General features: G+C 45.3%; 12 protein-coding genes. 10 read left to right on the forward strand and 2 right to left on the reverse strand.

What is annotated here, in order from left to right; all coding sequences use genetic code 11:
* The first annotated feature begins 47 nt into the window (after window positions 1–47).
* The 5 genes from OIU26_RS18945 to OIU26_RS18965 all read left to right on the forward strand — a co-directional run bounded on the left by OIU26_RS18945 (window position 48) and on the right by OIU26_RS18965 (window position 9,196).
* The gene (locus OIU26_RS18945) at window positions 48–4,415 is read left to right on the forward strand and encodes an NEAT domain-containing protein (RefSeq protein WP_264217674.1); all 4,368 of its coding nucleotides are present in this window, start codon (window positions 48–50) and stop codon (window positions 4,413–4,415) included.
* 157 nt (window positions 4,416–4,572) lie between these two features.
* Window positions 4,573–5,532 (forward strand): heme ABC transporter substrate-binding protein IsdE, encoded by a 960-nt coding sequence (gene isdE / locus OIU26_RS18950; RefSeq protein ID WP_264217675.1) that lies wholly within the window; start codon window positions 4,573–4,575, stop codon window positions 5,530–5,532.
* A gap of 14 nt (window positions 5,533–5,546) precedes the next feature.
* The gene (locus OIU26_RS18955; RefSeq protein WP_264217676.1) at window positions 5,547–6,530 is read left to right on the forward strand and encodes an iron ABC transporter permease; all 984 of its coding nucleotides are present in this window, start codon (window positions 5,547–5,549) and stop codon (window positions 6,528–6,530) included.
* Window positions 6,520–7,353, forward strand: coding sequence for an ABC transporter ATP-binding protein (locus OIU26_RS18960; RefSeq protein ID WP_264217677.1), 834 nt, complete (start codon window positions 6,520–6,522; stop codon window positions 7,351–7,353). Before OIU26_RS18955 ends, OIU26_RS18960 begins: the two co-directional genes overlap by 11 nt.
* A gap of 214 nt (window positions 7,354–7,567) precedes the next feature.
* The gene (locus OIU26_RS18965; protein WP_013373057.1) at window positions 7,568–9,196 is read left to right on the forward strand and encodes an ABC-F family ATP-binding cassette domain-containing protein; all 1,629 of its coding nucleotides are present in this window, start codon (window positions 7,568–7,570) and stop codon (window positions 9,194–9,196) included.
* Between the two features lie 180 nt (window positions 9,197–9,376).
* Here the strand turns inward: OIU26_RS18965 and OIU26_RS18970 are convergent, their stop codons facing one another.
* Window positions 9,377–9,562 carry a hypothetical protein gene (locus OIU26_RS18970; protein WP_007432127.1) on the reverse strand — a complete coding sequence of 62 codons (186 nt, stop codon included), beginning with the start codon at window positions 9,560–9,562 and terminating at the stop codon, window positions 9,377–9,379.
* Between the two features lie 476 nt (window positions 9,563–10,038).
* Between OIU26_RS18970 and OIU26_RS18975 the strand changes: the two genes are divergently transcribed.
* A complete protein-coding gene (locus OIU26_RS18975; RefSeq protein ID WP_264217699.1) occupies window positions 10,039–10,908 on the forward strand; it encodes a cation diffusion facilitator family transporter in 870 nt (289 codons plus the stop codon).
* Window positions 10,909–11,096: 188 nt separating this feature from the next.
* Complete coding sequence (locus OIU26_RS18980) at window positions 11,097–12,287, forward strand: SH3 domain-containing C40 family peptidase (protein ID WP_264217678.1); 1,191 nt, start codon at window positions 11,097–11,099, stop codon at window positions 12,285–12,287.
* Window positions 12,288–12,416: 129 nt separating this feature from the next.
* Here the strand turns inward: OIU26_RS18980 and OIU26_RS18985 are convergent, their stop codons facing one another.
* Window positions 12,417–12,584: a DUF1328 domain-containing protein gene (locus OIU26_RS18985; RefSeq protein ID WP_013373051.1), complete on the reverse strand. Its 168-nt coding sequence runs from the start codon at window positions 12,582–12,584 to the stop codon at window positions 12,417–12,419.
* Window positions 12,585–12,845: 261 nt separating this feature from the next.
* On the opposite strand from OIU26_RS18985, the gene OIU26_RS18990 reads away from it, so the two are divergent.
* From OIU26_RS18990 to OIU26_RS19000, 3 genes are all read left to right on the forward strand, one after another.
* Window positions 12,846–13,367 (forward strand): DUF948 domain-containing protein, encoded by a 522-nt coding sequence (locus OIU26_RS18990; RefSeq protein ID WP_013373050.1) that lies wholly within the window; start codon window positions 12,846–12,848, stop codon window positions 13,365–13,367.
* Window positions 13,368–13,417: 50 nt separating this feature from the next.
* Window positions 13,418–13,936: a hypothetical protein gene (locus OIU26_RS18995; protein WP_264217679.1), complete on the forward strand. Its 519-nt coding sequence runs from the start codon at window positions 13,418–13,420 to the stop codon at window positions 13,934–13,936.
* Window positions 13,937–14,032: 96 nt separating this feature from the next.
* Window positions 14,033–14,374 carry a general stress protein gene (locus tag OIU26_RS19000; protein WP_013373048.1) on the forward strand — a complete coding sequence of 114 codons (342 nt, stop codon included), beginning with the start codon at window positions 14,033–14,035 and terminating at the stop codon, window positions 14,372–14,374.
* Window positions 14,375–14,466: the final 92 nt, after the last annotated feature.

Genomic DNA, 14,466 nt, shown 5'->3' on the forward strand with positions numbered 1-14,466 from the left:
TTCCAGAGCTCCAAATGAGTATATTTTAAGTAGGGGGATACATCACCTTGAAAAGCCGATTTAACAAATATATTACGACATTCGCTGCTATTCTAATGTTGTTTTCTTTATTTTCACCATACGCAGGAGCAACACCCGAGGGTGAATCCACTTCGTCGAATTTGCCTGACTCAAGCACTACAGTGACTAGTGCTACGTATGCTACTTATGAGTATCCGGTAGAACTGCCCGGTCCATATGTTGAGCCTACCAATGCTATAACTACTACTGAAGCGACTTATGCAGATGGAGAATACCTGATTGATTATAAGCCTTTACGAAAGACAGTCAGCGGAATCACCAAGGACTCGAGTTTTAAAACAAACTATACCTATCCTGGAGACTTGATCATTAAAGATGGAAAATACCATTTTTCATTTAAATTTGCGGAGGCTCAAGGACTTTCGAAATTTTTAGTAGAACAAAACGGGGAAACGGTTCCCGCCAAAATAGAAGTAGATTCCGGAAAAGCTTCGGGAACTGTTAGCTTCGATGTTTATGATTTTCATCAAAATGTAAATACGGAGTTTGGATTTAACAGCAGTTCTCCATGGTATGTAGATACCGATCCGGATCGTTTAGTGAAGGAATGGATTGAGTTTGATCCTTCCAGTTTGAGACTTAAAAACTCAACGGAGAATCCAACCGTTCCACCAGTGACACCGCCGGTAACGCCTCCTAGCACAGGAGAAAAATTAGCTGATTTGGACTTTACCCTCTTGAAAGATGGAACAGATGAAAAGTCTATGATGGATGGGTATACAGAGAAACCAGGGTCACTAATAGAGCGTGGAGGTAAACAATATGCCCGGTTTACATTAAAGAATAGCAAGCAAATTGATGGCTTCAAAGTAGAGCAAAATGGAGTGTTAACCGATACCTCTATTGTAAGTGAAGATCAAAATGCGAATACACGAGTTATCGAGTTTGAAGTAAAAGAACTGCCAGCCAAGCTGAACGCATGGGTGAGCATCAACTGGCCTGAGCTTAGCTACGTGCATACTTATAATGTAGATCTTCAGCTGTCTTCTGTACCTGTACCAACAACTTTGGCGGATGGAACGTACGCTATTAACTTTAATACCCTGCACGCAACTAAAGATCAGCCATCAGCCATAGCGCAATATCTGTTGTCTCCAGCGACTTTGACAGTAGCGAAAGGACAAAAAGAAGTTTCTTTCACCATTAAAGACAGCACTACTGTAACAGAATTCAAAACAGAGCAAAATGGGACACTTACGGATGCAGATATTGTAAGTGAGGACAAGACAGTCAATACGCGTGTTGTGAAATTCAAAGTAGCCGATTTGGACGCGATTTTGAATGCACAGGTACATGTGAGTACGACTTATCCAGGTGGGGTTTATGAGATGGATCATAAACTTCGTCTTCAGTTCGATAAAAATAGTATCACAGAAAATGGAACCTCTCCGGAAACAAAATCCAATCTGGACTTCACTCTTTTGAAGGATGGAACGAATGAAAAGTCTATGATGGATGGGTATACAGAGAAACCAGGCACCTTGATTGAACGTAATGGCAAGAAGTATGTCCGTTTTACCTTGAAAAACAGTAAGCAAATTGACGGCTTTAAGGTAGAGCAAAACGGAGTATTAATTAATGTTGCTACAGTAAGTGAAGACAAAACTGCAAATACACGAGTTATTGAATTCGAGGTTAAAGAAATACCTGCTAAGTTAAGCGCATGGGTAAGCATCAACTGGCCTGAGCTGGGCTACGTGCATACTTATAATGTAGATCTTCAATTGGCATCTGTGCCCACATCACCTAGCTTGGCGGATGGAACGTATTCTATTAACTTTAACACCCTGCACGCAACCAAAGATCAGCCATCAACCATGGTACAATATCTGTTGTCTCCAGCGACTTTGACGGTATTCAAGGGACAAAAAGAAGTTTCCTTTACCATCAAAGACAGCACAACCGTAACAGAATTCAAAACAGAGCAAAACGGGACACTTACGGATGCAGATATTGTAAGTGAGGATAAGACAGCCAATACGCGTGTTGTGAAATTCAAAGTAGCCGATTTGGATGCAATTTTGAATGCACAAGTGCATGTGAGCACCACCTATCCAGGTGGGGTTTATGAGATGGATCATAAGCTTCGTCTTCAATTTGATAAAAACAGCATTACGAATGCTCCAACCCCGGTTGATCCTGGGACGCCAGGCACACCAGGCACGCCCGGAAAGAATTTAGCTGATGGAACGTATTCGATCAATTTCGATGCGCTGCACGCAATCAAAGATCAAAAATCGGCCATGGCGCAATATTTATTATCTCCGGCCACGCTGACGGTATCAAAAGGCAAGTATGAAGCCTCCTTTACCATCAAAGACAGCACCACCGTGACAGAGTTTAAAACAGAACAAAACGGAACGTTGGCAGATGCAGATATCGTAAGTGAGGACAAGAATGCTAATACACGTGTTGTGAAATTCAAAGTAGCCGATTTGGACGCTATTCTGAATGCACAGGTCCATGTGAGCACCACCTATCCAGGTGGGGTTTATGAGATGGATCATAAGCTTCGTCTTCAATTTGACCGCAGCAGCATTACAGCTAAAGGACCGGATAACGGAACCACAACCCCAGTTGAAAATGGCAGATACAGCATTGATTTCTCCGTACTCAAAAACGGAAGCAATGAAATATCTGTGATGGATGGGTATATGCAAAAGCCAGCTACACTGTTAAAACAGTCTGGTAAAAATATCATTCAAATTAAAATGGACAAGAGCAGCTGGATTAAAACGTTTAAAGTAAATGGTTCTGAAGCTCAGGTGGTTGAACAGTCCACCTCTGCAGATACAAGAACAGTACAATTTGAAGTGGCTAATCTTTCAGATAAAGTTACAGTGAACACGCATGTCATCGTACCTGGATTGGATTTGGGTGGCATCCCTTACGACCACGTATATGATGTGCAGTTCCAATTCGAGCCTGCTACCATTCGCAGCTTTGTGGAGCCTACTTCTTCAGGGGCAGCTGATCCTATCGTTAAATTGGATTTCGACAAGCTTGCCAATGGTAAATATGCATTAAAATTCAGCATTGTGCTGCCAGATGGTGTCACAGGATCTGATTCTCCGGCTCAACGCTTCATCACTAATGAACCAGCGCAATTGGTCGTGGAAGGCGACAAACGGTTTGTAGGTCTGAAGCTGCAAAACAGTAATGAAGTTAAGGCGCTGCGCATTTGGGATAACGCAAGTGGAGGTTATCAGGATGCAGAAGTGACCCGGGAAGATGCAGCAAGTAATACGAAGGACGTTCGTTTCAGTGTGAGTGACTTTAAGAACAACGTAAAAGGTCAACTGGTTGTCTACGAAGCTCCTAAAGTGGCAAGTAGCGCGCCGATGGTTTTCAAGGCGGAGGATCGAGTAGAAAAGGTATATGATTTTGAATTTAAATTCGATACCAGTAATGTATCTTATCACAACGAAACCAAAGCAGACAAAGTAGAACAGGGGAAAAATAACTTAGCCGATGGAGAGTACACTGTGAACTTCCGTGTGCTTGCAAACGGAACGGACAAGGATTCTTTGGTGGCTCCATTTGTACAGAGTCTGGCGAAGTTGATTGTGAAAAATGGTAAGGTCCAGGCCCATGTAACCGTAACGGACAATCAGGCTTTGAAATTATTCCAAACGGACTTTGAGGGCCGTTATGCTAATCCAACGATTGTGGCTTCCGACACAAAAGGGGATACACACACAATTGCCTTCGAAGTACCTGATCTGGATAAAAAGCTGAGTGTGTACACACAGGTATATCTGCCTGAGAAGTACATTTTTAATGAGAAATTCGGCGGACAGATTCAATTTGACCGTGCGTCACTCAAAGGTGAGGGAGTTAATGCAGCAACAACTGCAACCGCTACTGAACCGACAGCAGCTTCTACGGACAAAGCAGCAGAAACGACCACACCGGTAGCTGAAGCAAAACCAGCAGTTGAGCAACCAGTTCAAACGGCTTCCGAGAAGCAATACACGATCAATTACAACGTATTTAAAGACAAAACAAATGAAGCGTCCGTTATGGATGGTTATCTCGATAAACCAGCCACATTGATTGAAAAGGGAGACAAGCGTTATATCCAAGTCTCTTTGAAAAACAGCTCTTGGATGCCAACCCTACAAGTGGAGCAAAACGGTACCCTAAAAGATGTGGAAGTGATCTCGACATCCGGTGATACACGTATCGTCCAATTTGAGGTAGGGGACTTGTCCCAGAAAATCAGTGCTTACACACACGTCATTGTGCCTGGTTTGGTCCTTGGCGGAGTACCATATGATCACTGGTATACGGTTCAGTTCCAATTTGATGAAGCAAGCCTAAAGGTGAAATAACCTCAGGTTATGACATCAATAAAGCCTGAATAACAGCAAAGCTTGTATGCGAGCAAGTCTTGGTGCCCCGGCATCAAGACTTGTCAGCATTTACATACCCGAAAAATTGGGACCCACGCTGTTGCTCTATATTTTGAATTGAGGTGATTGGATTTTCATGAAACAGTATGCAGCTTTGACTCAAAAGAAATCGTTTGTTTTCTATATGTTAATCGGCATTATGATCTTATTGCTGGCCGGATGCTCCGGGGGAGCACAGGCTGGACAGAACCCTAGCGATGATTCGACTTCAACGGCAGCATCAGATGCAACTGGAAAGTCGTCTAATGATAAAACAGCAACTCCACGTATTGTGGCGACTACAGTAGCCATTTCTGAAATTACGGATGCGCTGGGCTTGGATTTGGCCGGCAAGCCGACAAGCACCAAAGTATTACCTGATCGTTACAAGGATGTCCCTGATGTGGGAAATCCAATGAGTCCTGATATGGAAAAAGTAATGTCCTTAAAACCTACAGATGTACTATCGGTGACCACACTCAAATATGATTTGGAGCCCAAGTTTAAGGACCTGAACATCAATGCTGAATTTTTGAATTTTGAAAGCCTTGCTAATATGCAAAAGGAAATTCAAAAGCTGGGAGACCGATTTGATAAAGCTGAAAAGGCGAAAGAGATTAATGGGGCCTTGGATGCCAAAGTTGCTGAGATTCAGCAAAAAATCAAAGGCAAGAAGTCTCCTAAAGTACTAATTCTGCTGGGTGTTCCGGGAAGCTATCTGGTGGCTACCGAACATTCCTATATTGGAGATCTGGTTAAAATTGCAGGCGGAACAAATGTAGTTCAAGGCGAGAAAGTGGAGTTTATAGCCCATAATACCGAAGCCTTGCAGCAATCCAACCCCGATATCATTTTGCGTGCTGCACACGGGATGCCGGATGAGGTCGTAAAAATGTTCGATGAAGAGTTCAAAACTAACGATATCTGGAAGCATTTCAACGCTGTGAAAAAAGGGCATGTTTATGACCTGCCTGAACCGTTGTTTGGCACCACAGGGAATTTAGCGGCAAGCTCTGCGCTGGATGAGCTGATGAAAATGCTGTATCCTTCGAATTAAAGGAAGCTGATGACATGTCCAAAAAATTATGGAGCCTTATTGTTGTAATTGTCTTACTCGTCGCTGTCATACTGTATTCAGCGATGACAGGCAGCCTCAAGGTGAATTTGAGCCAGTTGGTGACCGGATTGTGGACAGGTACAGATGATCAGGTGAATGTGGTCAAGGACCTCAGACTACCGAGAATTATCGTAGCTGTGATGGCGGGAGCAGCACTTGCGGTGGCGGGTGTTTTGCTGCAAGCTGTCATGAAAAACCCCCTGGCGGATTCTGGCGTGATCGGCATTTCTTCGGGAGCGGCCTTGGTCTCGCTGATCGCGGTGACCATCTTTCCCGCGCTTTATTTCTGGATGCCGTTCTTTTCATTTATTGGCGGTGCGTTGGCCTGTCTAATGGTCTACGGATTTTCATGGAAATCCGGCTTGCATCCCATCCGCCTTATTCTGATTGGGGTGGCAGTAAACGCCATCTTTTCCGGCCTAGGTCAGTCGTTTAACTATCGGGGCAGTTATGCGGTCACCAGCATTAATCAGGTCACCACCTCAACCTTGTCTATGAAAAAATGGGTAGATGTTGAGGTAATTGTGACCTATGGCGGGATTGGGCTAATTTTAGCCATGCTCGTCTTCTCCTGGTGTAATTTCTTGTCACTTCAAGATAAAACGGCTAAAAATTTGGGTCTTAACGTGACGCGCGCACGACTTTTGATTTCTGTGATTGCAGTGCTGCTTGCAGCGACTGCTACAGCTATCGCAGGGGTGATTGCTTTTATCGGCCTGCTCGTTCCGCATTGTGCCCGCTACCTGGTTGGTTCGGATCATAAGTGGCTGATTCCGTTCTCTGCCTTATGCGGCGGTTTGCTGCTGTTGCTTGCGGATACACTGGGGCGAACGGTGCTTGCTCCCAATGAAATTCCAGCCTCTATTATTATGGCAGTCATTGGCGGACCGTTCCTAATATTCCTGATCAGAAAGGCGGATCGCACCTATGGACATTAAAGATATAACCTTCTCCTATGATCGGAAAACAGACCGTTTACATGCGATCAATGCTGTTATTGAGCGGGGACGAATTACTACGATTATTGGCCCCAATGGATGTGGCAAATCGACACTACTCAGCGTGATGTCCAACAATGCTGTTCCTCGCATGGGCCAGGTGATTCTGGACGGCAAGGAGATAGCCCACTACAAGCCCAAGGAGCTGGCCCGTCAATTAGCGGTAGTTCATCAGCAGAACGAAGCTCCCTCCGACCTGACAGTAGAAAAACTTGTCAGCTTCGGAAGACTGCCTCATAAGAGCATGTTCACAACCAGCCGGGACGAGGACGAGGAAGCAGTCGAATGGGCTATAGCCTGCACCAATCTGGAGGAACGCAGAACACATACACTGGATCAGCTCTCAGGAGGAGAACGGCAGCGTATGTGGATTGCGATGGCCTTGGCACAGCGAACGCCGATTTTATTTTTGGATGAGCCGACCACCTATCTGGATATGTATTACCAGCTTGAGATTTTGGAGCTTATTCGGCAGCTCAATCGGGAGCACGGACTGACCATCGTTATGGTCCTGCATGATATTAATCAGGCTATTCGGTATAGCGACGTGATGATCGCTATGAAGGAAGGACGCATAATAGCGAATGGTCCGCCTAAAGAGGTCGTTACATCCGAACTGATTCAGGCAGTCTATGGTGTCAAAGTAGTCATAAGACAGGACGAGGAGGCGGGGATGTATCTTATTCCGATAGGCGTCGGAGCTTCCGAACATTTACAAGTACAGAGAGAGTGTAAGGTATCTGTCCTTGAGTTATCTCATTGAATTTAAAACATAAAAATGGTTCTGGTCGAGGGGTTTGTCAGGTGACAATCGTGAAGACAGAAGCATTTTTTTATTTTATTTATAAGATATTGAATGAGATTCAGAGACAGTTCTGCTTAGACTACGGTTCGAATCCGATCTTTTGTGTGTTATACTATTGCCGTCGGTAATTTTGTGTTTAGCACTTTACTAATGATAAGGATGGTATGCTTATATGATCAGTACAAGCGGCGTAACGCTTCGTTATGGTAAACGCCCACTTTTTGAAGACGTAAATATCAAATTTACTCCTGGGAACTGCTACGGCCTGATTGGGGCGAATGGCGCGGGTAAGTCCACCTTTTTGAAAATTCTTTCCGGTGAAATCGAAGCCAATTCAGGTGAGGTTCACATGACACCGGGCGAACGGATGGCTGTCCTCAAGCAGAACCATTATGAATACGATGAATTTCCGGTTCTGGAAACCGTTATTATGGGTCATACGCGTCTGTATGAAATCATGAAGGAAAAGGATGCACTGTACGCCAAAGCGGAGTTTTCCGAAGCAGACGGTTTGCGTGCTGGTGAATTGGAAGGCGAATTTGCAGAGCTGAACGGTTGGGATGCCGAGCCGGATGCGGCTGCATTGCTGATCGGTCTCGGTATTCCGCGTGATCTGCATGACAAAAAAATGGCTGAGATGAGCGGCAACGACAAAGTGCGCGTTCTGTTGGCACAAGCGTTGTTTGGTCGTCCGAACAATTTGCTGCTTGATGAGCCTACCAACCATTTGGACCTCGAATCCATTCAGTGGCTGGAGAACTTCCTGATGGACTATGAAGGCACCGTCATCGTTGTATCCCATGACCGTCACTTCCTGAACAAGGTATGTACGCATATTGCGGATATTGATTTTGGTAAAATCCAGATGTATGTCGGCAATTATGACTTCTGGTACGAATCCAGCCAGCTTGCGCTTACACTGGCTCGCGATGCGAACAAGAAGAAGGAAGAAAAAATCAAAGAACTGCAAGCCTTTATTCAGCGCTTTTCTGCGAATGCTTCCAAGTCCAAGCAGGCGACTTCGCGTAAAAAGCAACTGGATAAAATTACGCTGGACGACATCCGTCCATCGAACCGTAAATATCCGTTCATTAACTTCAAGCCTGAGCGTGAAGCGGGCAAACAATTGCTGACTGTAGATAGTGTCAGCAAAACCGTGGAAGGCGAGCAAGTGCTTAACGAGTTCAGTCTGGTTGTGAACAAAGGCGATAAAATTGCGTTTGTAGGTCCGAATGGTCTGCCTAAAACGACGCTCTTCCAGATCTTGATGAACGAACTGGAAGCGGATAAAGGTGAATTTTCCTGGGGGATTACAACGAGCCAAGCGTATTTCCCGAAAGATAACTCCACTTATTTTGAAGGTGTGGATCTGAACCTTGTGGACTGGTTGCGTCAATATTCCAAGGATCAGGATGAAACGTTCCTGCGCGGCTTCTTGGGACGTATGCTTTTCTCAGGCGAAGAAGCGCTTAAGAAAGCAAGTGTACTGTCCGGGGGAGAAAAGGTTCGCTGTATGCTGGCGAAAATGATGTTGAACGGTGCTAACGTACTGCTTCTGGAAGAACCGACCAACCACTTGGATCTGGAGTCCATCACAGCGCTGAACAATGGTCTGATCGACTTTGACGGGACTATTTTGTTCACTTCTCATGACCATCAGTTCATTCAAACCATTGCGAATCGCATCGTGGAAATTACACCAAACGGCGTAATCGACCGTACGATGAGCTATGATGAATACTTGGAAAATGAAGAAATCGCTAAATTACGTGAACGCATGTACCCGGTAGAAATCGGCTAACATCCGAACTGCTAATTTCAGCAAATAGATAAACGAAAGAGGAGCTCCATCAGGCCATTGATATGGCCGGGAGACTCCTCTTTTTTCGTTTTGTGCCGTGCCCTTAGCTTAATCGGTTCCGAGAATGAGGTAAGATAGATCTTGCCTGCTCTTCGGTACCCTATATAGCCTAGGGGGGGCTTATGATCCGCCTGTACGACGGCGTTGGTTGTTCGGCTTCTTCGTATTTTGGCTTTTCAGTGTTTTGGTGGAACCGCCTTGAAAGCCGCCCTGCTGTGAAGCGCCGGACTGCTGTTTTTTTTGTGCCAGCTTTTCCCGAATGGCATCTGCGAGATTAATTTTACGTGGTTCGTTAGCATCGCTCATGAATAAATTCCTCCTGTTGCCGCCAGATTCAAGTCAATCATGCTGGATTGAAGAAAAACGCGGCTGTGTCCTCATTTTATACGTTTTTAAAAGAAGGGACAAGGGCAACAATGATAACACATCGCTGGAGTAAGGCAGGAGGGAAAATGTCTGTTTTTTGCATAAAGGAAAAATTGTTTTGTGTAACCTACAGGGATGGTGCCTGGCAATACTTTTTCGTTGTTCCTACAGCGATGTAGAGCGGAAAGACTGTTTCTCTAGACCCACACAAAGTACGTCTGTTATCCTGAAAATAACAGTTATCCAAAGGGAAATTGTTATTTTTAGTAGCAGCTTTGCTGCTTGTTTGAGGAGTAGTGTGAGGAGAGCTGTGCTGCTTATTTTAAAGAATGGTACGACGGCAGCTATGCTGCTATTTTTATTTCTGGGCAGGTCTCTATGCTGCAAACTATCTATTTGAAGGAGTGTCCTCGGTTGTGGTAAATGTCTATGATGAAATACGAAAAGGTGAGCGAGGGGCGTGGGTGAGTATTGCTGCTTATCTCTTGCTGTCCGCCTTAAAGCTGATTAGCGGATATATATTTGCTTCTAGCGCGTTGCTGGCCGATGGATTCAACAATGTCACCGATATTGTGGTGTCGGTTGCTGTATTAATCGGTCTAAGAATCTCCCAGAAACCACCAGATTCCGACCATACCTATGGACATTTTCGGGCCGAAACGATCGCGGCGTTGCTGGCGTCCTTTATTATGGCTGTCGTTGGGTTGCAGGTGCTGATTGACGGAATCGGAAGCATTTTTAAGGGAGGAAAGCAAACACCGGATATTACCTCTGCGGGTGTGGCTGTGATTTGTGCAGTGATTATGTTGGGAGTGTACCTGTACAATAACAGGCTGGCTCGGCAAATCAACAACAAGGCGTTGCTGGCGGCGGCCAAGGATAATCTATCGGATGCACTTGTCAGTGTTGGAGCAGCAGTGGGCATTATCGGGGCACAGTTTGGGCTGCCGTGGTTGGATACTGTTGCGGCGATTGTGGTAGGGTTCATCATTTGTAAAACAGCGTGGGAGATATTTAGGGATTCCACACATAGCTTGACTGATGGATTTGATGAGCAAGAACTGTCCGACTTACGGAGTACGATTGCTCTTATACCTGGAGTAGAGGGAATTCGTGACGTTAAGGCACGGGTACACGGTAACCATGCGCTGGTGGATGTGGTCATTGAGGTCAATCCGCAGCTCAGTTTGATCGAAGGACATCGGATCAGCGACCAGATTGAGGAACGTCTACAAGAGGTTCATAATACGATGCACGTTCATGTCCATGTAGAACCTAAATTATAGATTAATTATTAAATAATTAGTATAAAAAGTGACTTTAGACCTATACCTAAAATGGTGTACACGCTATCTTTTGTGACGTTTGGATTATATCTCTCTTCCTGCTGCTTTTACTATAATGAAGGCATGTCCGGCTATATTCGTCGGAATTATGCTCTTCAAATTCGTAAAAACAGCCAGGAGGTGCAACATTGAGAAGACGCGTGATGGGAATGCTCATGACGTCAGCCGCGCTGTTGGCAGCAATTCATGTGGCGCCGGGTCAGGGTGACGCAGCGGCATCGACTACAGCATCCACAGGACAGAAGGCGGTTATCCAGGCGGCTGTAAAGCTTAGATCTGGCCCTTCCACTACGGGCGATGTAGTCAGCTTTATGAAGCAGGGAGAGGCCGTAACGGTATTGGAGAAAACAAACAACTATTGGTATAAGGTCAAGACTTCTGATGGAGTAACCGGCTACACAAGCAGCTCTGACAAGTACATAAAAGTTGGCGCTACCAGCGTCGCTGCTGCTGCCACGTCGCCTGTCAGCCGTAAAACGGAAGCCTCAGAGTCAGCTAAAACTGTTTCAGCTTCAGTTAAAAATGTTTCAACTAAAGAGGCTTCGGCTTCAGTGAATAGTTCTGCCGGTCAAACGAAAGCTACGATTCAAACGTCCGTTCGTTTGCGGGCGGAGGCATCCACTTCTTCCGAGGTTCTGGGCTATATGAACACAGGGGATGTCGTTACGATTACCGATTCAAGCAACGCATATTGGTTCAAGGTCACCACTGCTGACGGTACAGTAGGCTATGTCAGCTCATCTCCACAATATATTCGTATTGGTGAAGGCGTTGTTGTGCAGCAGGCAGTAGCTTCTGCGGCTGCACCAGCTTCAGATACTACTGCTCTACCTGCGGTAGCGTCTCCTGTATCGACGGTTAGCTTGTCTTCTGGTGATGCAGCGGCTGCAATTGAACAGGTTATTGACACAGGTATGACTTACCTTGGAACACCTTATGAATATGGTTCTGATCGCAACAGTACGGCTACTTTTGATTGCTCGGCATTTACTCGCCAAATTTTCCGTCAGGCTGTAGGTATCCAGCTTCCAGCAGATTCTCGTTCACAGGGTGAGTGGATCAAGCAGAACAGCCAGCCGAATACGGATATGACTACACTGAAGCGTGGCGATCTGCTCTTTTTTACAAATTATAATGCATCTTCAGGGGCGTACACGTCCTTGGATAATTCCTCCCAAACGATTACGCATGTAGCTGTATACTTGGGAGACAACAAGCTTCTCCATACGTTTTCTGTAGCGGCCGGTGGTGTAAAAGTTACGGATTTCAGCAAGCCTTGGCAGGATCGTTTCCTGTTTGGAGGCAGCGTGATCCAATAGAAACGCCGTTCACTGTTAAAAGTTGCATCAAAAAAGGATGTTCCACAACTCTGTTGACCAGGGTGGGAACATCCTTTTTTGATAAGCATATGATACATAACACTTTTGGGCGTAGCAATCATCCAATGTCTATGAGGCTCGTTTTCTTCCGGTAAAGAGTGAAATAACGAATAACACCAAAAATAGTACAAATAACATTTTGGCGATTGTAGCGGCTACGGAGACGACGATACCAAAAAAACCTAAAATCCCGGCGATCACAGCAAAAACTAAGAATAAAGCCGACCATTTCAGCATGTTCTGTATCCTCCTTTGATTGTATATAATGTGGCATACTCGCGCCCTGATCGAGCGTGGTAGCAGATGACGGTGACTTCTACAGATTAAGCGTGGCTGTGCCATCATTATATGGTGTTTTAAACGGTGCAAGGGCCTGTGAATCATAACGATTGTAGCACAAGGAGCTACCAGTCTGGACGTTGTTTCGTGTCCGAATGTAGAGGGTAACTATGCAGTAATCATAAACATCATCGTGAAAGACGAAAGAGAGGTTACGCTATGTTAACACAGGTCAGCATTTTTATTATTGCTATCGCATTTGCCGTTCTCGTTATTTACCTTATTAAGACTTTGAAAGCAGCCCAAGGTTCTCTGGATAAGGTGACTCAAACCTTGCAGGAAGTACAAAAGACAGTCGATGAACTGAGTTATGAAGTAAAACAAACGGTTCGACATGCAAATGACATCACCGCAGATGTTGATCATAAATTGAAGCAAGTGGAACCAGTGATGGAGTCGGTTAAAAACCTGGGGGAGGTACTTAGTGAAGTGACGCTGGCCGCCAAGCAGGCTTCAACAGCGTTAATGACACGGCTTCAGAAGTCGCGAAGCACTGCGAGCAGCACTTCCGGAACGGAGAAGGCAATCAAGTCAACGGTATCGAACAGACCTTTGACTGCAACAGAGCGGACGGTTCAGAGCTACAATGCCACTTATGGGGAACCTGCGGGCAAGCCGGCTAAAAACTGGCTGGGTTATGTAGACATCGCTGCTGGGGTGTGGCAGAAAATGCGTCAGTAGTATAGTGCTGAACCGTAAACTATTGGAAATTCATTGAAAGGGTGAGAATTATGATGAAGACATTATTACTAGCCGCTGGTTTGCTCACTCCCTTTTCCGGACAGGATACGGTTCAGCAAACCGTCTCCCCGCAGACAGCGGGGCATATGGTAAGGGCTGTTCAGACGATAACCGCTCCACATGCTATGCCAGCTGATTTTCAGACCTTAAATGGCATATCTCTGGATGATACTCGTGCGGATGTATTAAAAAAACTGGGCAAGCCACTTCGAGTCAAGAAGGATATGCTGCTGCTTTCTACAGAATATCAATATCCGGATGTCGTGGTAGGTATGCGTGATGACGTCGTCTCTTATGTGCATGTAGATCCTGCTGCCGGTCGAATCAAAGTGAATGATAAGTGGCTGCCACTGCAACGGAAAACGCTGGATCAGGCGCTAGGCGGCTCGCAATTTACGGCAGAAGACGGAGAAGTATATGTACGCGGGCAGCGTGCGATCAAAGTGTTTACGGATAAGACGTCTGATAAGCCGAAGTATGTTGAGTTTTTTGATGAAACGGAGTGGTGATCGATTTTTTCAAGGCGTGACATCATATGGAAGTTTCAAATGGATGAATGAAGTGTAATAGTCAGAGAAGTCAATCCTTAAAGGAGCGTGAGAAACATGAATCAGACCAATCATAAATCTTATGCCAAGGTGGTAGAGAACGGTGTACAAGCCGTTGAAGCTGTGAATGAGTTGCGTAACACGGGCTATCGTTATGAGGATGTGTTCGTGCTCGCTCATGATCAGGATCGGACGGATCGTATCGCCGATACGGTGGCTGCCAAGGAAATCGGGATTAAGGAAGAAGGCGTTTTCGACTCATTAGCGAATTTGTTCCGTTCCCGTGGTGATGAGCTCCGTGCCAAAATCACTTCCTTGGGTTTTACAGATACGGAAGCAGATTTTTATGAAAAAGAATTAGATCAGGGTAAAGTGCTGGTTATTGCGAAAAAAGCGTGATATTTCCAGCTCATCATAGGATCAAACAAGCTTAGATTTGAAAAAGAGGATGTTGGCCGCAGCACAAGTGTTTCGCGGGTTCTCCAAAAACA

The organism is Paenibacillus sp. BT-177, from assembly GCF_025846815.2.
Taxonomy (GTDB): domain Bacteria; phylum Bacillota; class Bacilli; order Paenibacillales; family Paenibacillaceae; genus Paenibacillus; species Paenibacillus polymyxa_C.

Coding starts and splice junctions, on each gene's coding strand:
- isdE (WP_264217675.1), top strand. CDS start 4,573: ATGAAACAGTATGCAGCTTTGACTCAAAAGAAATCGTTTGTTTTCTAT.
- OIU26_RS18955 (WP_264217676.1), top strand. CDS start 5,547: ATGTCCAAAAAATTATGGAGCCTTATTGTTGTAATTGTCTTACTCGTC.
- OIU26_RS18960 (WP_264217677.1), top strand. CDS start 6,520: ATGGACATTAAAGATATAACCTTCTCCTATGATCGGAAAACAGACCGT.
- OIU26_RS18965 (WP_013373057.1), top strand. CDS start 7,568: ATGATCAGTACAAGCGGCGTAACGCTTCGTTATGGTAAACGCCCACTT.
- OIU26_RS18970 (WP_007432127.1), bottom strand. CDS start 9,562: ATGAGCGATGCTAACGAACCACGTAAAATTAATCTCGCAGATGCCATT.
- OIU26_RS18985 (WP_013373051.1), bottom strand. CDS start 12,584: ATGCTGAAATGGTCGGCTTTATTCTTAGTTTTTGCTGTGATCGCCGGG.
- OIU26_RS18990 (WP_013373050.1), top strand. CDS start 12,846: ATGTTAACACAGGTCAGCATTTTTATTATTGCTATCGCATTTGCCGTT.
- OIU26_RS18995 (WP_264217679.1), top strand. CDS start 13,418: ATGATGAAGACATTATTACTAGCCGCTGGTTTGCTCACTCCCTTTTCC.
- OIU26_RS19000 (WP_013373048.1), top strand. CDS start 14,033: ATGAATCAGACCAATCATAAATCTTATGCCAAGGTGGTAGAGAACGGT.